The sequence below is a fragment of the Propioniciclava sp. genome (assembly GCF_029977985.1).
GTDB lineage: Bacteria > Actinomycetota > Actinomycetes > Propionibacteriales > Propionibacteriaceae > Propioniciclava.
Window position 1 is genome coordinate 1 of sequence record NZ_JARKOT010000119.1, and the last position, 17,944, is coordinate 17,944.

Annotated in this window: 16 protein-coding genes and 2 pseudogenes; 4 read left to right on the forward strand and 14 right to left on the reverse strand. The window is 70.1% G+C overall.

Features of this window, described 5'->3' with window-relative positions; genetic code table 11:
- The 3 genes and pseudogenes from Q1K57_RS07795 to Q1K57_RS07805 form a co-directional block, all read right to left on the reverse strand.
- Positions 1 to 338 (reverse strand): annotated as a pseudogene (locus Q1K57_RS07795) (hypothetical protein); the annotation flags it as partial.
- Complete coding sequence (coaD, locus tag Q1K57_RS07800; RefSeq protein WP_300080622.1) at positions 335 to 829, reverse strand: pantetheine-phosphate adenylyltransferase; 495 nt, start codon at positions 827 to 829, stop codon at positions 335 to 337. The pseudogene Q1K57_RS07795 and the gene coaD, both read right to left, overlap by 4 nt.
- The gene (locus tag Q1K57_RS07805) at positions 826 to 1,407 is read right to left on the reverse strand and encodes an RsmD family RNA methyltransferase (protein ID WP_300080624.1); all 582 of its coding nucleotides are present in this window, start codon (positions 1,405 to 1,407) and stop codon (positions 826 to 828) included. The genes coaD and Q1K57_RS07805 overlap by 4 nt, the downstream gene beginning before the upstream one ends.
- A gap of 37 nt (positions 1,408 to 1,444) precedes the next feature.
- On the opposite strand from Q1K57_RS07805, the gene Q1K57_RS07810 reads away from it, so the two are divergent.
- The gene (locus tag Q1K57_RS07810) at positions 1,445 to 1,882 is read left to right on the forward strand and encodes a pyridoxamine 5'-phosphate oxidase family protein (RefSeq protein ID WP_300080626.1); all 438 of its coding nucleotides are present in this window, start codon (positions 1,445 to 1,447) and stop codon (positions 1,880 to 1,882) included.
- Between the two features lie 10 nt (positions 1,883 to 1,892).
- Here the strand turns inward: Q1K57_RS07810 and Q1K57_RS07815 are convergent, their stop codons facing one another.
- The 7 genes from Q1K57_RS07815 to Q1K57_RS07845 form a co-directional block, all read right to left on the reverse strand.
- On the reverse strand, positions 1,893 to 4,100 hold the full coding sequence (locus tag Q1K57_RS07815; RefSeq protein WP_300080628.1) for an ATP-dependent DNA helicase RecG: 2,208 nt from the start codon (positions 4,098 to 4,100) through the stop codon (positions 1,893 to 1,895).
- A gap of 100 nt (positions 4,101 to 4,200) precedes the next feature.
- Positions 4,201 to 4,386: a 50S ribosomal protein L28 gene (gene rpmB / locus Q1K57_RS07820; RefSeq protein WP_300080630.1), complete on the reverse strand. Its 186-nt coding sequence runs from the start codon at positions 4,384 to 4,386 to the stop codon at positions 4,201 to 4,203.
- 127 nt (positions 4,387 to 4,513) lie between these two features.
- On the reverse strand, positions 4,514 to 6,196 hold the full coding sequence (locus Q1K57_RS07825) for a ribonuclease J (protein ID WP_366525355.1): 1,683 nt from the start codon (positions 6,194 to 6,196) through the stop codon (positions 4,514 to 4,516).
- Positions 6,197 to 6,254: 58 nt separating this feature from the next.
- Positions 6,255 to 6,650 (reverse strand): hypothetical protein, encoded by a 396-nt coding sequence (locus tag Q1K57_RS07830; protein WP_300080632.1) that lies wholly within the window; start codon positions 6,648 to 6,650, stop codon positions 6,255 to 6,257.
- A gap of 27 nt (positions 6,651 to 6,677) precedes the next feature.
- Positions 6,678 to 8,015, reverse strand: coding sequence for a phenylacetate--CoA ligase (locus Q1K57_RS07835; protein WP_300080634.1), 1,338 nt, complete (start codon positions 8,013 to 8,015; stop codon positions 6,678 to 6,680).
- Positions 8,005 to 8,604 (reverse strand): indolepyruvate oxidoreductase subunit beta, encoded by a 600-nt coding sequence (locus tag Q1K57_RS07840; RefSeq protein ID WP_300080635.1) that lies wholly within the window; start codon positions 8,602 to 8,604, stop codon positions 8,005 to 8,007. Before Q1K57_RS07840 ends, Q1K57_RS07835 begins: the two co-directional genes overlap by 11 nt.
- Complete coding sequence (locus Q1K57_RS07845; protein WP_300080636.1) at positions 8,597 to 10,261, reverse strand: thiamine pyrophosphate-dependent enzyme; 1,665 nt, start codon at positions 10,259 to 10,261, stop codon at positions 8,597 to 8,599. Before Q1K57_RS07845 ends, Q1K57_RS07840 begins: the two co-directional genes overlap by 8 nt.
- A 309-nt stretch (positions 10,262 to 10,570) precedes the next feature.
- Here Q1K57_RS07845 and Q1K57_RS07850 point away from each other — a divergent pair, with 309 nt between their 5' ends.
- On the forward strand, positions 10,571 to 11,119 hold the full coding sequence (locus Q1K57_RS07850) for a GNAT family N-acetyltransferase (RefSeq protein ID WP_300080638.1): 549 nt from the start codon (positions 10,571 to 10,573) through the stop codon (positions 11,117 to 11,119).
- Between the two features lie 96 nt (positions 11,120 to 11,215).
- On the opposite strand, the gene glpK is transcribed toward Q1K57_RS07850, so the two are convergent.
- The 3 genes from glpK to Q1K57_RS07865 form a co-directional block, all read right to left on the reverse strand.
- Entirely contained in the window at positions 11,216 to 12,730 is a 1,515-nt protein-coding gene (gene glpK, locus Q1K57_RS07855) for a glycerol kinase GlpK (protein WP_300080640.1), read from the reverse strand.
- A gap of 94 nt (positions 12,731 to 12,824) precedes the next feature.
- Positions 12,825 to 13,583 (reverse strand): MIP/aquaporin family protein, encoded by a 759-nt coding sequence (locus Q1K57_RS07860; protein WP_300080642.1) that lies wholly within the window; start codon positions 13,581 to 13,583, stop codon positions 12,825 to 12,827.
- A 113-nt stretch (positions 13,584 to 13,696) separates the two neighbouring features.
- The gene (locus Q1K57_RS07865) at positions 13,697 to 15,424 is read right to left on the reverse strand and encodes a glycerol-3-phosphate dehydrogenase/oxidase (protein ID WP_300080645.1); all 1,728 of its coding nucleotides are present in this window, start codon (positions 15,422 to 15,424) and stop codon (positions 13,697 to 13,699) included.
- A 113-nt stretch (positions 15,425 to 15,537) separates the two neighbouring features.
- On the opposite strand from Q1K57_RS07865, the gene Q1K57_RS07870 reads away from it, so the two are divergent.
- A complete protein-coding gene (locus Q1K57_RS07870; RefSeq protein WP_300080648.1) occupies positions 15,538 to 16,488 on the forward strand; it encodes a sugar-binding domain-containing protein in 951 nt (316 codons plus the stop codon).
- Positions 16,489 to 16,518: 30 nt separating this feature from the next.
- Here Q1K57_RS07870 and Q1K57_RS07875 read toward each other — a convergent pair whose 3' ends face one another.
- Positions 16,519 to 17,541 carry an aldo/keto reductase gene (locus Q1K57_RS07875; protein WP_300080651.1) on the reverse strand — a complete coding sequence of 341 codons (1,023 nt, stop codon included), beginning with the start codon at positions 17,539 to 17,541 and terminating at the stop codon, positions 16,519 to 16,521.
- A 71-nt stretch (positions 17,542 to 17,612) separates the two neighbouring features.
- On the opposite strand from Q1K57_RS07875, the pseudogene Q1K57_RS07880 reads away from it, so the two are divergent.
- Positions 17,613 to 17,944: pseudogene (locus Q1K57_RS07880) on the forward strand (glutathione S-transferase family protein); the annotation flags it as partial.

Here is a 17,944-nt window from a genome sequence, read left to right on the forward strand (position 1 = left end):
TTGATCTCCTCGGCTTCGGACTCGGTCTCGGACGTCAACCGTTCGGCTCGCTCGGCGGCTTCGACGTGCACGGCCTCCTCGGCGACGAGCCCCTCCGCGCGGGCGCGGGCGTCGGCCAGGATCTGCTCGGCCTCCTGGCGCGCCTGATCGAGCGTGGCTTCGCGTTCGCCCAGCAGCGAACTCGCATCGGCGAACTCGGCGGACACGGCGGCGTCCAGACGGTCGAGCAGGCCGAGCACCTCGGCCCGGTTGACCATGCAGGAGGCGCTCATCGGCACGGACTTCGCGCTGGTGACGATGTCGCGGAGTTGCGCGATCGTCTCGGCGGATGCGGTCATCGCTGGCTCCCTTCGTTGCGTCCGGCCACCTTGGCACGGATGCGTTCGGCCACGCCCACGGGCACGAACGAGGTGACGTCGCCCCCCAGCAGGGCGATCTCGCGCACCATCGTGGAGCTGACGTGGGCCCAGCGCGCCGCCGTGGGCAGGCACACCGTCTCGATGCCGCTCAACGCATGGTTCATCTGCGCCATCTGCAGTTCGAACTCGAAGTCGCTCGCGAACCGCAGCCCCTTCACCACGACGTCGACGCCCTCGTCGCGGCAGTAGTCGACCAGGAGGCCGCTCAACGGCTTCACCGCCACGTTGCGCAGGTGGGCCGTGGCCTCGGTCAGGATGTCCACCCGCTCGTCCGGATCGAACAGGTAGTTCTTCGCGCTGTTGCGCCCCACGGCGACGAGCACGTGCTCGAACAACGTGGCGGTCCGCTCGATGATGTCGAGGTGGCCGTGCGTGGCCGGGTCGAACGATCCGGGGCAGACCGCCCTCATGCCGGCTCCTTCGTCGCGAAGTACAAGGTTGTTTCACCGTACCGCCGATGCCACCGCGCCCCCAGCACATCGGGCCATGCGAACGGCATGTCGCGGGCGGAGCGCTCCACCACCACGAGCCCGTCGGGCGCCAGCCAGGACGCCGCCACCAGCCCGACCTGCCGCTCCACCACGCGGTTCGGCACGTCGTAGGGCGGATCGAACCACACCACGTCGAACGGACGCCCCCCGCCCACCAGATAGCCCTCGACGGCGGCGGCGACCACCTGGACGGCGAGCCCGGTCGCCCTCACGTTGGTGCGCGCGAGCGCTGCGGTCGCTGGGTCGCGCTCCACCGCGACCACCGGGCCGGCCCCGCGGCTGGCTGCCTCGAGCGCGACCCCTGCCGTGCCGGCGTAGAGGTCGAGGAAACTGAATCGCTCGAGCATCTCGTCGGCCGGCTCGCCCGTGGTGCCCGCCCAGTCGGCGATCAGATTGAACGCCGACTCGCGCACCCGATCGGAGGTCGGGCGAGTGCGGTCGTGCGCCGGGGTGGCCAGTCGCTGGCCGCCCGCCCGGCCGGCAATGATGCGGCTCACTCTGGTCAGGCTAGTGCCCGGCAAGGCACGATGAACCATGACCCCTGCCGGATCGAACCCGATCGACGTCTTGGACGAGGCCGCCTCGTGGGAGGAACTGGCCCGTCACGAGGTCGGACGGCTCGCTGTTGTGTTCGCGGGCGCCCCCGAGATCTTCCCCATCAACTACGTCGTCGACGCCGACACGCTCGTTTTCCGCTCTGCCGAAGGCAGCAAACTCCTGGCCGCCACGATCGGCGGCAAGGCGGCGTTCGAGGTGGACCGCTGGGATGCGGCGTCCGGCATCAGCGTCGTCGCACACGGGACGCTCCGCGAACTCGACGACCCCGACGAGATCGCGTACGCCGCGGCGCTGCCCCTGCGCCCGTGGGTGGGCACCATCAAGGCGCACTTCCTGTGCCTCACCGTCACTGAGATCACCGGCCGCACCTTCACGTTCGGGGACGCCCCCGAGGACTTCGCCCAGCTGGGCTGACCTCAGGCCCTCAGCTGCGCTCGATCCACTCCCCGCCGGCGAGCAGGTTGGTCTGCGCGACGGCGTCCGCGAAGCCGGGGGTCGTGCAGTCCGGGTCCCGGCGCACCGCCTCTTCCGCGACGACGCGTGCTGCGGAGATGAGGTCCGCGTGGTCGAGGACGCGCAGGAGCCGCAGCGTCGAGCGTCCCCCCGACTGATCCGCGCCGAGCACGTCGCCCTCGCGGCGCTGGGCGAGGTCCAGTTCGGCGAGCGTGAACCCGTCGCGGGTGGACGCCACGGCCTCCAAACGGTTCCACGCGTCCGCGTGCGGGTCGATGCGGCTGATGAGCAGGCAGACCCCCGGGTGCTGACCGCGCCCGATGCGCCCTCGCAGCTGGTGGAGCTGGCTGATGCCGAAGCGGTCGGCGTCCCAGACGACCATCATCGACGCGTTCGGCACGTCCACGCCCACCTCGATGATGGTCGTCGAGACGAGCACGTCGACCTCGCCGGCCGCGAAGGCCGCCATCGTCTGTTCCTTGGCGTCGGCGGCCAGCTGGCCGTGCAGCACGGCGATGCGACGATCGCGCAGCGGCCCACGAGCGAGCAGGTCGGCGAGCCAGAGGACGCCACCGTCGCTGCCGTCGGCGCCGATGTGGGGGGCGACCACGAAGACCTGCCGCCCCTGGGCGACCTCCTCGTCGACTCGCTGCCAGGCGCGGTCCACCCAGGTGGGCTGCAAGAGGGCGTTGACGACGGTGGTCGCGACGTCGGCGCGCCCGCCGGGCAGCTCGGCCAGCGTGGAGACCTCCAGGTCGCCGAACACCGTCATCGCTACCGACCGCGGGATCGGCGTCGCCGTGAGCACGAGGATGTGCGGTTTGGTGGCCGACCGGTCGGTGAGCCGGGCCCGTTGCTCCACGCCGAAGCGGTGCTGTTCGTCGATCACGACGAGCCCGAGATCGGCGAACTGCACCAGGTCGGCGAGCAGGGCGTGCGTGCCGACGACGATGCCCGCCTCGCCGGAGGCGATCTTGAGCAGCGTCGCCTTCCGCTGCGCGGCGGGCGTCGAGCCGGTGAGGAGAACCACGTCGGTCGCCTCGTCCGGCGCTCCGAGCACGCGGCCGTGGCCGAGCTCGCCGAGCATCCCCGCGATGGTGCCGTGGTGTTGCTGGGCGAGCACCTCGGTCGGCGCCAGCAGGACCGCCTGTCCGCCGGCGTCCACGACCGTCAGCATGGCCCGCAGGGCGACCAGCGTCTTGCCCGAGCCGACCTCGCCCTGCAGGAGGCGCTGCATGGGCTGCACCCGGGCCAGGTCGGCGAAGATCTCCTCACCGACGGCCTCCTGCCCCCGGGTGAGCGGGAACGGCAGGCGCGCGTCGAAGGCGTCCAGGAGCCCGTTCGGACGCCGCCGGCGCGGCCCGGCTGCCGCCTTGGCGTTCTCGGCACGCCGGTAGGCCATGGTGAGCTGGGTGGCGAAGGCCTCGTCGAACCGGAGGCGGTTCTGGCCGGTCTCGATCTCGGCGGGGGTGGTGGGGCGGTGAACGAAGGTGAAGGCGTCCGCCCACCCGCACACGCCGGCCTGGTCGGTGACCCAGGCCGGCCAGGGATCGTCGGTGGCGGACAGGGTCGACAACGCGAACCGGATGCACTCGGCGATGTGCCACGTGGGCAGTTTCGCCGTGGCCGGGTAGAGCCCGACGATGCCGGAGCGCGACAGCTCCGCGATGCGCTGCTTCTCCTCGGAGCGGCCGACGACCTTTCCGGCGGCGTCAAGCATGACGAAGGCGGGGTGGGTCATCTGGAGCTGGTTCTGGAAACTGCCGACCTTCCCGACGAAAATGCCGCGGACGCCGAGGTTCAGCTGGGTCTCCCACCACTTCACGAGACGCTCGTTGCCGAAGAAGGTGACGCGGAGGCGCCCGGAACCGTCGGTGAGCACCACCTCGAGACGGGAGTTGCTGGAGCGCGGGGACCGGGTGGCGGCCGACGCATTGCGCTTCACCTCGGTCTTGGCGACCTTCGCCATGACGGCCACGTGCTCGCCTTCCTCGAGGGTGGCGAGGTCGGTGAGTTCGGTACCGGAGAGGTAGTGACGGGGCAGGTGACGCAGGAGGTCGCCGACGGTCTCGACCCTGAGCGCGGCGAACAGCTTGGCGGTCTTGTCGCCGAGGATCGTGTGCACGGGGGCGTTCGTCTCGGCGAACGCCGCCGTCCGCCAGCCGTTCAGGGGTTCCACGGGCCCGATCCTACGGGTGGTGGCGGACGGTCCTGCGGCGTCCGGACATGCAGAAGGCCCGCCGCGGCGGGCCTTGCAGGGGTGTGGGGAAGTGCCCGGGTCAGCGTGCGACCTTGCCGGCCTTGATGCAGGCGGTGCACACGTTGATCCGCTTGGTGCCCCCGTTGACGACGGCGCGGACGCTTTGGATGTTGGGCGACCAACGACGGTTGGTCTTCTTCTTCGACCAGGGCACGTTGTGGCCGAAGGTCGGCTTCTTGGCGCAGACGTCGCACACGGCGGCCATGGCTGATCTCCTTGCGATTGCGGATCCGGCGCGACGCGCGCCGGGGACCCGTCGGGAAAACGGAACCCATCCATGGTAGCCGACGGCCCCGCAGACGAGAAATCGGCGTCCGCCCAGCCCAGGCGGCTCAGGTGGCGATGACGACGGGAACGATCATGGGGCGCGCCCGGTACTTCTTGCTCACCCACCGCCCGATCCGGCGGCGCATCACCTGCTGCAGCTGGTGCGTGTCGTCGGCCCCTTCCACCAGCGCCTCGCGCAGCCCGTCGCCCACCTCGGCGGTGATGTCGTCGAAGATGCCGTCGGCCCCGACGAAGCCGCGCGCGGAGATGATCGGCCCCTCCACGAGCTCACCGGAGTGCAGGTTGACCACGGCGATCGCGGAGATGAAGCCCTCCTCGCCCAGCACGCGGCGGTCATCGAGCTCGGAGGCGCCGACGGCGTCCACCGTGACCCCGTCCACGAACACGTAGCCGCACTCGAGGCGTCCGACGACGCGGGCCTGGCCGTCGCGGAGGTCGACGACGGCGCCGTCCTCGACGACGATCGCATTCTTCCGCCGGACGCCCGTCGCCACGGCCAACTCGGCGTTGGCCACCAGATGCCGCACCTCGCCGTGCACCGGCATCACGTTCCGCGGCTGCACGAGGTTGTAGCAGTAGAGCAATTCGCCCGAGCTGGCGTGCCCCGACACGTGCACGAGCGCGTTGCCCTTGTGCACCACCTTCACGCCGTTCTTCACGAGCCCGTTGATGACCCGGTACACCGAGTTCTCGTTCCCCGGGATCAGCGATGAGGCGAGCAGCACCATGTCGCCCTCCCCCGCCGTGATGACCGGGTGCTCGTGGTTCGCGATCCGCGACAGTGCGCTCAGCGGCTCTCCCTGCGAGCCCGTCGAGATGATGACGACCTCGTGGTCGGCGAACTTGTCCAGGTCGTCGAGCGCGATCAGCGTGTTGCCCGGCACCTTCAGGTAGCCCAGTTCGGCCGCGATCGTCATGTTCCGCACCATCGATCGGCCGACGTAACACACCTTGCGGCCGTGCTTGACGGCCTGATCCATCACTTGCTGGACGCGATGCACGTGGCTGGCGAAGCACGCCACGATCAACCGCCCGGACGCCCGGGAGAACACCCGCTCCATCGCTGGCGCGATGTCCTTCTCGAGCGTCGTGAAGCCGGGCGTCTCGGCGTTGGTGGAGTCGACCATGAACAGGTCGAGCCCCTGCTCGCCGATCCGCGCGAAACCGCGCAGGTCGGTCAGGCGGCCGTCGAGAGGCAGTTGGTCCATCTTGAAGTCGCCGGTGTGCAGCACGTTGCCCGCGACCGTCTTGATGTGCACCGCCAGCGCATCGGGGATCGAATGGTTGACGGCCAGGAACTCCAGGTCGAAGCCCCCCACCGTCGTCTCGGAGCCCTCGCGCATCTCGCGCAGGTCGAAGCCGCGCAGTCGGTGTTCCTTCAGCTTCTCCCGGACCAGCGCCAGGGTCAGTTTGGATCCGAACACGGGAATGTCGGGACGCCGCCGCAGCAGGTAGGGCACGGCGCCGATGTGGTCCTCGTGTCCGTGCGTCAACACCAACCCGACGACGCGGTCGAGCCGACCTTCCAGCAGGTGCAGGCCGGGCAGGATCAGGTCCACGCCCGGGTGGGTCTCGTCGGGGAACAGGACGCCGCAGTCGACGAGCAGGATCTCGCCGTTGACCTCGAAGGACGCCATGTTCCGGCCGACGTCGCCGAGACCCCCCAACGGGATGACGCGCAGAGTGTCGGGGGCGAGCTTCGGGGGGTTCTTCAGGGCTTCACGCACCCGACCACCCTAACCAAACGCTCAACCCCCGCGCGCGTCGGCGGCCCACCGGGAACGCTCAGTACCCCGCCGCCGCCAACAGCCGCGACGCCTCGTCCTCCGGTTGCAGCCGCATGAGCAGCATGGCCTCGTCTCCGGCCGCGAACTCGGTGTACAGGTACCGCAGGCTCACGTCGGTGCCGTCGAACAGGGCCAGCAGTTCGGCCAGCGCGCCCGGCCGGTGCGCCACCCGGACGGCGAACACCGACACGACCTGCACCGTGATCCCCATGCCGCGCACGAGCGCGGCGGCGGCGTCCGGATCGTCGACGATGAGGCGCAGGATGCCGAACCGTTCCGACTCCGCCAGCGCCACCGCCTTGAGGTTGATGCCCGCCTCGGCCAGCTTCGCCATGACGGGGGCCACTTGGCCGTTGCGGTTCTCGAGGAACACCGACACCTGCCGCAGGATCATCGCCATCTCCTTCCCTGCCCCAGCCTGTCAGGCCGACGTCGGCACGGCGCGCCGATCGATGATCCGCTTCGCCTTGCCTTCGCTGCGCTCGATGGTCTTCGGGTTGACGAGGTGGGCGCGCGTCTGGATGAGGAGCGCCGACTTGAGGTCGGCCTCGATGCGCCGCTCGAGCGCGACGAGATCGCCGATCTCGTCGGTGAACAGGGCTTCGCTCATCTCGACCTCGACGTCGATGGAATCCATCGCACCTTGCCGGTCGACGATGAGCCGGTAGTAGGGCTCCACCCCGTCGATCCTGAGCAGCACCTCTTCGACCTGACGCGGGAAGACGTTCACGCCGCGAATGATGAGCATGTCGTCGTTGCGGCCCATGAGGCGGTGGATCCGCCGCGTCGTGCGGCCGCACGGGCACGGCTCGTCGATGAGGTAGGTGATGTCGTGCGTCCGGTAGCGCAGCACCGGCGAGCCCTGCCGGGTGAGCGTCGTGAGGACGAGCTCGCCCTTCTCGCCCGGCCCCAGCGGCCGGCCGGTCTCGGGGTCGATGATCTCGGGATAGAAGACGTCCTCGAAGAGGTGCAGGCCGTCTTGGGCCTCGCATTCGCCGCCGACGCCGGGGCCGATGATCTCGGTGAGACCGTAGATGTCGTAGGCCTTGATGCCGAGCGACTCCTCGAGTTGCGCGCGCATCGCGTCCGACCATGGCTCGGCGCCGAAGAAGCCCATCCGGACCGGCAGTTGCCGCGGATCGATGCCCTGCTCGCGGGCGTACTCGGCGAGGAACAGCGCGTACGACGGCGTGCACGCGAGCACGGTCGACCCGAAGTCGCGCATCGTCGCCAGCTGGCGCGCCGAGTTCCCGCTCGACATCGGCAGCACCATCGCCCCGAGCGCGATGCCGCCGTGATGGACCCCGAGGCCGCCCGTGAACAGCCCATAGCCGTAGGCGGCCTGGATGATGTCGCTGCTCGTCGCGCCGCCCATGTTGAGCGTGCGCGCCATCACGTCGCCCCACAGGCGCAGGTCGGCGGCCGTGTACGCCCCGACCACCGGTGTCCCCGTCGTCCCCGAACTCATGTGGACCTCGACGATGTCCTCCTTGGGCGCGGCGAGCAGCCCGAACGGGTACACCTGGCGCAGGTCGTCCTTCGCAGTGAACGGCAGGCCGGCGAGATCGTCGATCGAGGTCACGCTGGCGGGCCTGACCCCGAACAGGTCGAGCCGGTCGCGGTAGAACGGCACGCTGGAGTGCAGCGTGGCGACGAGCGCCCCCAGCCGGTCCGACTGCAGCTGCCGCAGCGCCGCGCGAGGCATCGTCTGCGCCGCCTCGTTCCACATGGCCACACGCGTCAGGGTCTCACTCGACACGGGCTGTCTCCTTCTGGTTCGCCTGCGCCAGGCCCCGCCCTGCCTCGAACGCCGCCAGGTTGGTCTCGTAAGTGCCCCGCGGGCTGCATTCCGCGAGCGCGCCGGCGTAGGCGTCGGCGTCCAGGGGTGTGAACACGGACGCCGCCCCCAGCAGGGCGGTGTTGCGCACCTTTGGTGCCACCCGGGCCTGCCTGAGGTCGGACGCCGTCACCGCGACGAGGCGTCCGAAGAGGCGACCGAGATCGGCGGCGAGACCCTCGGGGTAGGCGTCCACGCCGACGGGGAGCATCGCGACGCCCAGGTAGACGGCCGCGGCGTCCGGGGCGGCCCAAGGGGCCCACCGGAGCAACTCCATGGGCTCCAGGGCGCAGATCACGTCCGCCTCGCCCTGCGCGATCACCGGTGACCACACCTTGGGACCGAACCGCACATGAGCGAACACCGGCCCGCCGCGGCGCGACATGCCGTGGATCTCGCTCTTCTTCACGTCCAGACCGGAGCGCGCCGCCGCCTCGGCGAGGATGTCCGAGGCCAGCACGATGCCCTGACCGCCCACCCCCACGAGCAGCACGTTGAATGGCTCACGCATGCGCAGGCTCCTTCGGGGTGAGGGTCAGCATCGTGCGCCGATGCTCCTTCGTGTCGGCGAGGTGACCGGTCTTCTTGAGTTTGCGTCCCTCGATGAGGCACAGCCCGACCACAACGAGCAGCCGGACGCCGTCGCGTCCGGCCAACTGGGCGATGCCGGCGGAGATGGCGTCCGCGTCGTAGGCGTCCACGAGCAGGACATGCGCATCGGGGATGTTGAACGCCTTCGCCAGCAGCAGGTAGTCGACGCTGGGCGCCTCCTCACGCCCGATCCTGAGGCCCGACAAGGGGTTCGGCTGCATGCCGGTCATCGCAGTGGTGCCGTTGTCGAGCACGACGTAGAGGCCGTCGCGCTTGTTCCAGACGGCGTTGAGCAGGCCCGTGAGGCCCGAGTGGGCGAACGTCGAGTCGCCGATGACGGCCGCCACCTTCTGCCCGCCCTCGTGGCCGAGCACGACGTCCATGCCCTGGGCCATGGTGAGGCTGGCGCCCATGTCGAGCAGGGTGTCCATGGCCGAGTACGGCGGCAGGACGCCGAGGCTGTAGCACCCGATGTCGCCCGAAATCACCATGCCCGTGCGGCGCAACTCGGTGAACACGTGGTCGTGCGGGCAGCCGGTGCACAGGCCCGGACGCCGCGGCGCCACGTCCACCGCGGGTGCCTTCGTGGTGGCGGGTGCCAGGCCGAGACTGGCGCGGAGGACGTCCGGGGAGAACTCGCCGATGGCGGGGAAGGTGTCCTTGCCGTGGCAGTCGATGCCCCAGGCGCGCAGTTGGGTCTCGATCACCGGGTCGAGTTCCTCGACGACGTAGAGCGTGTCGACCGACGCGGCGAAGTCCTCGATCATCCGCCGCGGCAGGGGGTGGACGATGCCGAGCTTGAGGACGGCGGCGTCCGGCATGACCTCCTTGACGTAGGTGTACGGGATGCCGGACGTGATGACGCCCACGCCGGACGTGCCCGGTTCGATGCGGTTGGCAGGGTGGGTCTCGACGGCGTCGGTGAGCCGCTGCCAGCGCGCGGCCAAGGCCTCCCGGCGGCGGCGCGCGTGCCCGGGGATCATCACGTACTTGGCGGGATCGGGGTCGAAGCCGGGCGCGAGCGGCCGCGTCCGGCGAGGGGAGGCGAGCGAGACCGCATCGGCGAGCAGCGACTTGGAGTGCGACAGACGCGTCGTGACCCGGAGGAAGACGGGGGTGTCGAACTCCTCGGAGAGGTCGAACGCCCAGCCGACCTGCTCGCGCGCCTCCTGGGAGTCAGACGGCTCGAACATCGGCATCTTGGCGGCGACGGCGTAGTTGCGGTTGTCCTGCTCGTTCTGCGAGCTATGCATGGACGGATCGTCGGCCGTGACGACCACGAGCCCAGCCTTCACCCCGGCATACACGGCCGTGAACAGCGGGTCGGCGGCCACGTTGACACCCACGTGCTTCATCGTGACCAGCGCCCGGCCGCCCGCGAGCGCCGCCCCGTAGCCGACCTCGAGGGCCACCTTCTCGTTGACCGACCATTCCGTGTACACGCCCGGGTAGTGGTCGAGCCATTCGAGGATTTCGGTGGAGGGCGTGCCGGGGTAGCCGCACCCCACCCTCACGCCGGCCTCGTACGCGCCGTGCGCGATCGCCTCGTTACCGCTCAGCAGCCTGGCCGTCTGCATCGACGCCTGCCTTCCCGTGAGGACGCCCGGCCGTCCCGGGGTCGCACCGGGAGCCTACGACGCCGCGTCGTAGGCGAGCGGCGGCGTCCGCATGATGCACGTCGTCCCTTTGCCGACCTCCTTCCACCCACGCGCCCGCCGCCCCGCCCCGCCGACCCGACCGACCCGACCCCCGTGTTGCGGTTGGGGCTCACGGTTAGGGCGCTGTGGCGCCCTCTTCGTGAGCCCCGACTGCCGCACAGGGGTGGCCCCCAACCGTCACACGGGGTCTGCGGGCCCGGACGCCGACGCCGCCGTTAGCATGGGGCAGTGACCGACACACCCCGCACCCCCGACGCCTGCCGCCTCGCGTTGCCCGCCGAGGCGGAACGGATCGCCGCTGTGCAACGGCGCAGCTGGGAGCAACTGCTGCCTCCGGACGTGTCGGCGCACATCCTGCGGAGCGTCGACCTCGCCACGATGGCCCACTCGTGGGCGGTCGCGATCACCAGGCCGCCCCTGGCCACCATGCGCGTCCTGGTCGCGATCTCGGACGCCCGCGTCGTGGGTTTCGCGGCCGTCGGCCCGTCGGACGACGCCGACGCCGACCAGGCCTCCGACGGTCTCGTCGCTGAGTTCGTCGTCGACCCGCCGGCCCAGCGTCGCGGGCACGGATCCCGCCTCCTGAACGCCGTCGCCGACACGTTGCGCGCCGACGGGTTCAGCCGGGCCACCTGGTGGGTGCGCTCGACCGACGATCCACTGCGAGCGTTCCTCGCCTCCGCCGGCTGGGCGCCGGATGGCGCCCACCGGGTGGTGGGCACCGAGGATGAAGCGGCCCAGGTCAAGATGATCCGGATGCACACAGCCCTGTCCTGAGCGGTGCCCGACCGCACCGACCCAAGCCACGGACGAAGACGCCGGCCCGCCCCTTCCGCAGAAGGAGCGGGCCGGCGCCCCAGCACTCGCCGAACGTCAGTTGACGTCGTCGTCCACCCAGTCGAAGGTCCGGGTCACGGCCTTCTTCCACAGGCGGTACTGGCGCTCGCGCTCGCCTTCGTCCATGGACGGCGTCCAGCGCTTGTCTTCGGCCCAGTTGTCGATGACGTCCTGTTCGCCGTCCCAGAACCCGACGGCGATACCGGCGGCGTACGCCGCGCCGAGCGCCGTGGTCTCCGCGACCACCGGGCGCACCACGTCCACGCCGAGCATGTCGGCCTGGAACTGCATGAGCGTGTCGTTGGCCGTCATGCCGCCGTCGACCTTCAGCTCGGCCAGCTTGACGCCGGAGTCGGCTTCCATGGCGTCCAGCACCTCACGTGTCTGGTAGGCCGTCGCCTCGAGCACGGCGCGGGCGATGTGACCGCGGTTGACGTAGCGGGTGAGGCCGACGATCGCACCGCGGGCGTCCGACTTCCAGTACGGCGCGAACAGGCCCGAGAACGCCGGCACGAAGTACGCACCGCCATTGTCCTCGACGCTCGCCGCGAGCTCCTCGATCTCCGGGGCGGAGGAGAACATCTTCAGGTTGTCGCGCAGCCACTGCACCAGCGATCCGGTGACGGCGATGGAGCCCTCGAGCGCGTAGATCGGCTTACGGTCCCCGATCTTGTAGCAGACCGTCGTGAGCAGGCCGTTCTTGCTCGGCACGATCTCCTCGCCCGTGTTCATGAGCATGAAGCAGCCGGTGCCGTAGGTGTTCTTGGCCATGCCGGCCTCGAACGCCGCCTGCCCGAACGTGGCCGCCTGCTGGTCGCCGAGGTCGCCCGCGATCGGGACGCCGCCCAGCAGCCCCCGCTCGCGGCCTTCGCCGTAGACCTCGGAGGAGGACTTGATCTCGGGCAGCATCGACATCGGAATGCCCATGTCGGCGGCGATCGAGGAGTCCCACTGCAGGGTCTCGAGATCCATCAGCATGGTGCGCGAGGCGTTGGTGACGTCGGTCACGTGGACGCCGCCGTCCGGGCCGCCGGTGAGGTTCCAGATGACCCACGTGTCCATGTTGCCCATGATCAGATCGCCGGCCTCGGCCTTCTCGCGCGCACCCTCGACGTTGTCGAGGATCCACTTCACCTTCGGCCCCGAGAAGTAGGTGGCCAGCGGCAGACCCACCTTTGCCTTGTACTTGTCGTCGTCTCCGCCTCCGAGTTCCTTGACGATCTTGTCGGTGCGGGTGTCCTGCCAGACGATGGCGTTGTAGACGGGCTCGCCGGTGCTCTTGTCCCACACCATCGCCGTCTCGCGCTGGTTCGTGACGCCGACGGCGACGAGGTCGCTCGCATTCACCTGGGCGTGCGCCAGCGCGATGCCGACCACCTCACGGATGTTCTCCCAGATCTCCTTGGGGTCGTGCTCGACCCAGCCCGCCTTCGGGAAGATCTGCTCGTGCTCCTTCTGGCCGGTGGCCACGATGCGCCCGGAGTGGTCGAAGATGATCGCGCGCGAGCTCGTGGTGCCCTGGTCGATCGCGAGGACGTACTTGTCAGCCATGGTGTTCCTTCCACCTCATTGTGTTGTGGCTCGTTGTGGTTGCTGGGGTGAGGCGGGCCGGACGCCGTCGGCGTCCGGCCCGCGGTGGGTTGCGTCAGGGCAGCAGGACGCCGCTCAGCAGGCCGGCGACGACGCCGCCGATGATCGGGCCCACGACGGGGACCCAGGAGTAGCCCCAGTCGGAGCTGCCCTTGTCCGGGATGGGCAGCACGGCGTGCGCGATGCGCGGGCCGAGGTCACGGGCGGGGTTGATGGCGTAGCCGGTCGGGCCACCGAGCGAGGCGCCGATGCCGACGATCAGCAGGGCGACCCCGAGGGCGCCGAGCCAGCCCAGGTTGGCCACCGGGGTGGCGCCCGCGCCGGAGAACTTGCCGGCGGCGATCACGACGAAGACGAGCACGAAGGTGCCGATGGCCTCGGTGACGACGTTCCACAGGGGGTTGCGGATCTCGGGTCCGGTCGAGAAGACGCCGAGCTTGAAGCCGGCGGGGGCGTCCTCGTCGAACTGCTTCTTGTAGGCCAACCAGCAGAGGACGGCACCGATGAACGCGCCGAGCAGCTGGGCGCCGATGTAGGTCATGATCGACACGGCGTCGACGGGGACGCCGGGCACGAACTCCGTGGCGCCCGAGGCGACCAGACCCAGGGTGACGGCCGGGTTCAGGTGCCCGCCCGACTTGTAGGACGCCAACACGCCGGCGAAGACCGCCAGACCCCAGCCCCAGTTCACCATGAGGAAGCCGGTGCCGTTGCCCTTGTTCTTCGGGAGGATGTTGTTGGCCACCACGCCGCCACCGAGCAGGAGCAGCATCGCTGTCCCGACGGTCTCGGAGAGGAAGATGGTTCCGAGCACGAGAGCTCACTTTCCGGCACCCGCGTTGGTGCCTGTTCCATGCCTCCCCACGCGGGGAGGCTTCCCGGGTTGTTGTTTCTTTGTGGGCCGGACGCCGGTGGCGTCCGGTGGGACTAGAGGTCCGAGGGCACCATATCCTCGGCCTGCGTGCGGGCCTGGGACGCCGCGGCGTCCGTCGGCTCGTTCTGGGCGGCCACCTCCGCTGCCGCACGGGCGCGGTAGTTGTCCTTCTCGGCGCTGGTTCGGGCGTCGTCCCAGCCGAGCAGCGGGGCGGCGATCTCGGCGACCTCGTCGACCGCGGAGGCCCCGCGGTCGGGCGTGGTGGAGTTGAGGCGGATGCGCTGGATGAGGATGTCCTCGAGGTGCAGGGCACCCTCGTAGCGGCACGCGAACGCGACCTCGGCCCGCAGGTACCAGTCGGAGGCGGCCAGCGGCCGACCGAGGCTGGCGTCCTCGTCGACGAGCGCGAGCAGGGCGGGCAACTCAGAGCCGTAGCGGTCGAGCAGGTCGGCGATCTGGTCGGGCGTCCAGCCGTACTGCTGGGCGATGGCGGCGCCGCGGCGCTCGTAGGCCTCGAAGCCGTCGGCGCCGAGCAGCGGGACGTCGGTCGTGATCGACGGGAGTTCCTTGGCGCGGGCCTTCCCGAGGGCGACGTCGACGGCGTCGGCCGCCATGACGCGGTACGTGGTGTACTTGCCGCCGGCGATCACGGTGAGGCCGGGGGCCGCTTCGAGCGTGGTGTGTTCGCGGGAGACCTTGGCCGACTTGGCCTCGTCGGAGCCGACCGGTTGCAGGAGCGGGCGGAGGCCCGCATAGGTGCCGATGATGTCGTCGCGGGTCAGGTTGGCCGAGAGGACGGCATTGGCGTGATCGAGCACGTAGTCGATGTCCGCGCTGGTGGGTACAGGGTGCTTGAGTTGCTCGTGCCAAGCCGTGTCCGTGGTGCCGATGACCCAGTAGTGGCGCCACGGGATGATGAAGAGCACCGACTTCTCGGTGCGCAGGAACATGCCCGAGCGGGCGTTGATGCGCGCGCGGGGCACGACGATGTGGATGCCCTTGCTGGCGAGCACCTTGAGCCCCTTGTCGGTCTTCGCGTACGCCTGCGTCGTCTCGGTCCACACCCCGGTCGCGTTGATGACGGCTCGTGCCTTCACCTCGAACTCGTGGCCGTCCTCCAGATCGCGCACGCGGGCACCGGTGACGCGGCCGTCGGGGTTCTGCAGCAGGCCGACGACCTCGGCGCGCGACACCGCGCGGGCTCCGTAGCGGACCGCGCTGCGCACCAGGTTGATCACCATGCGCGAGTCGTCCACGCGGGCGTCGTAGAACTCGATGGCGCCGATGAGGGCGTCGTCGCGCACGTCGGCGAAGTGCTTCTTGGCGCCCTCCTTGGTGAGGTGCTTCTGGATCGGCACGGTCTTCCGCCCGCCCGCGCCGGCCACCGCCAGCACGTCGTAGAGGCCGACGCCGACGGCCGAGTAGGCGCGCTCGATGACGCGTTGCTTGAGCGGCCAGAGGAACGGCTGGGCCTTGACGAGGTGGGGGGCGAGCTTGGTGAGCAGCCGGCCGCGCTCGGCGAGCGCCTCGGCGACGAGGGCGAAGTCGAGGTTGTAGAGGTAGCGCAGACCACCGTGGATGAGGCGGCTGGAGCGGCTGGAGGTGCCGGACGCCCAGTCCTGCGCCTCCACGATGGCCACAGACAGGCCGCGCGTGGCGGCGTCCAGCGCGGAGCCCGCGCCCGTCACGCCGCCGCCGATGACGAGGATGTCGAACGGCTCGGCCTCGAGCGCGGCGCGGTCGGTCGCGCGCTGGGTGGGGTTGAGGGCCGGGATGGACATGCTCGCTCCTTTGCGTCGGTGGGGCTCTGGATCAGGGCCGTCGGGCAACATCTTGCAGCGGACTGAACGGATGCGTCACGCTTATGCACGAACGTGCACGAACGAGGTGGGGGATGAACAACCGCTACGAACAGGCCTATCAGGCCGCAACGCAGTACTACCTGCAGGGCGAGACGATGCAGAGCATCGCGCGGGGCCTCGACGTGTCGCGGTCCACGGTGTCACGGCTGCTCGCCGAGGCGCGCGAGAGCGGTCTGGTGCGGATCTCGATCGCGGACGCCGCCGGCTCGCAGTCGCCCACCTCCCGCGCCCTCGCGGACGCATTCGGCATCACCGTGCACCTGGTTCCCGTGCGCGCCACGTCCTCGCTGCCGACCCGGATCGAGCAGGTCGCCCAGCGGGCGGCGAACCTTCTCGCCGATGTCGTCTCCGACAACCAGGTGATCGGGGTGGCGTGGGGCGTCACGATGGCGGCGCTCACGCGCCACCTGCCGCGTCGGCCCCTGTCCGGCAGCACGATCGTGCAGATGAACGGCGGCGCGAACCAGCGGTCCTCGGGGGTGCCGTACATCCGCAGCATCCTGCAGTCGATCGGCGACGCCTTCGACTCGGAGGTGGTGCTCTTCCCGGTGCCTGCCTTCTTCGACTATGCGGACACGAAGGCCGCGATGTGGCGGGAGCGATCGGTGCGGCACGTGCTCGACCTGTTGTCCGACCTGGAGATCGCCGTGTTCGGTGTGGGGTCGTTGACGGGTGGCATCCCGTCGCACGTCTACTCGGCCGGCTACCTCGACGACGCCGACCATGCCGCCCTGGTCGCGGACGGTGTGGTGGGTGACATCTGCACCGTCCTGCTCCGCGAGGACGGAACCTTCGCGGACATCGAGGCGAACGCGCGCGCCACGGGACTGACGCCGACGGAACTCCGGCGCGTGCCGCGTCGGCTGTGCGTCGCCGCGGATCCCCAGCGCTCCCCCGCCATCGTCGGGGCCCTGCGGGCCGGTGTCGCCACCGACCTCGTCATCGACGACCTCAGCGCCCGAGCCGTCCTGCGCCGCCTCTGAGGCCCCGAGGGCGCACCTGCGCCCCCGGCGTCAGCGCTTGTCGCCCGCCGCCACCGTCGTCCCGGCGAGTTCCTTCTCCCCCGGGCGGGCCAAGGGCCCGACGAGCTCGTGGGGCAGGTAGAGCTCCTCCAGGTACGCCACATCCTCGGTGGTGATCGTCACGTCGAGCGCACGAACGGCGTCATCGACGCGGCTCGGGCGCGAGCAGCCGACGATCGGTGCGGTCACTCCCCGGGCCCAATGCCAGGCGAGGCCGACATCGGCCATGGGGACGCCGAGGCGCTCCGCGACCTCCGCCACCCGCGTGATGATCGGTATGTCCAACTCGCGAACGCGGTCGTACTTCGACTTCATCACCGCATCGGTCGTGGACCGCACCGAGTCCGAGTCCCACGTCGGGCGGGTGAGGTGCCCCGACGCGAGCGGGCTGTAGGGCGTCAGGGCCAAGCCGAACTGCCGGCACACGGGGATGAGCTCGCGCTCGTCCTCGCGGTAGAGGAGGTTGTAGTGGTTCTGCATGCTGGCGAAGCGCGTCCAGCCGTGCGCGTCGGCCACCGCCTGCATCGTGTGCAGCTGGTAGCCGTACATGGCGGAGGCCCCGAGCGCGCGGACGCGGCCGTCCTGCACGAGGGCGTCCAGAGCTTCCATGGTCTCTTCGATGGGGGTGTCGTAGTCGAAGCGATGGATGATGTAGAGATCGAGGTAGTCGGTGCCGAGCCGCTGGAGGGTCGCCGTGATCTCCCGCTCGATGGCGGCGCGGGACAGCTTCCCCTCGTTGAAGTACACCTTGCTCGCCAGAACGACGTCTTCGCGGGGCACGCCGAGGTTCGCCAGCGAGGCTCCGATGAACTCCTCACTGGTGCCACGCGCGTACACGTTGGCGGTGTCGATGAAGTTGACGCCCAGTTCGAGTGCGCGCTGGATGATCGCCTGGGTGGTGGGCTGGTCGACGGTCCACTGGTGCGAGTCGGGCAGCACCTCCCCGAAACTCATCCCACCGAGACACAGCGGGGGAACCATGACGTCGCTTTGGCCCAGTTGCGTGCGTTCCATGACGATCTCCTTCGGTCGTGACGGCTTCCAGCATGCCACCCGCTGTCGGAGGCCCCCGCTACCGTGGGGCCATGGCCGACCACGAGGAGCACAGCAAGGGCGGGGTCTACTCCAGCAAGGGCAAGGAGTACACGCGCGACTCCACCTACATCACGACGCGCATCACCCGCGACGCGGGCGAGGGCGACTACCCGGTCGAGGCCGGCCGCTACCGGCTCGTCGCGGCCCGCGCGTGCCCGTGGGCGAACCGGACCCTCATCGTCCGCCGTCTGCTCGGCCTCGAGGACGCCCTCAGCATCGGCCTGCCCGGCCCCACGCACGACGCCGACAGCTGGACGTTCGACCTCGATCCCGGCGGAGTCGACCCGGTGCTCGGCATCCACCGGCTCAAGGACGCCTACCT

What these genes read in the sequence shown, in the direction of transcription:
- coaD (WP_300080622.1), bottom strand. Translation starts at nt 829, where the DNA reads ATGAGGGCGGTCTGCCCCGGATCGTTCGACCCGGCCACGCACGGCCAC.
- Q1K57_RS07810 (WP_300080626.1), top strand. Translation starts at nt 1,445, where the DNA reads ATGACCCCTGCCGGATCGAACCCGATCGACGTCTTGGACGAGGCCGCC.
- rpmB (WP_300080630.1), bottom strand. Translation starts at nt 4,386, where the DNA reads ATGGCCGCCGTGTGCGACGTCTGCGCCAAGAAGCCGACCTTCGGCCAC.
- Q1K57_RS07830 (WP_300080632.1), bottom strand. Translation starts at nt 6,650, where the DNA reads ATGATCCTGCGGCAGGTGTCGGTGTTCCTCGAGAACCGCAACGGCCAA.
- Q1K57_RS07840 (WP_300080635.1), bottom strand. Translation starts at nt 8,604, where the DNA reads ATGCGTGAGCCATTCAACGTGCTGCTCGTGGGGGTGGGCGGTCAGGGC.
- Q1K57_RS07845 (WP_300080636.1), bottom strand. Translation starts at nt 10,261, where the DNA reads ATGCAGACGGCCAGGCTGCTGAGCGGTAACGAGGCGATCGCGCACGGC.
- glpK (WP_300080640.1), bottom strand. Translation starts at nt 12,730, where the DNA reads ATGGCTGACAAGTACGTCCTCGCGATCGACCAGGGCACCACGAGCTCG.
- Q1K57_RS07865 (WP_300080645.1), bottom strand. Translation starts at nt 15,424, where the DNA reads ATGTCCATCCCGGCCCTCAACCCCACCCAGCGCGCGACCGACCGCGCC.
- Q1K57_RS07870 (WP_300080648.1), top strand. Translation starts at nt 15,538, where the DNA reads ATGAACAACCGCTACGAACAGGCCTATCAGGCCGCAACGCAGTACTAC.
- Q1K57_RS07875 (WP_300080651.1), bottom strand. Translation starts at nt 17,541, where the DNA reads ATGGAACGCACGCAACTGGGCCAAAGCGACGTCATGGTTCCCCCGCTG.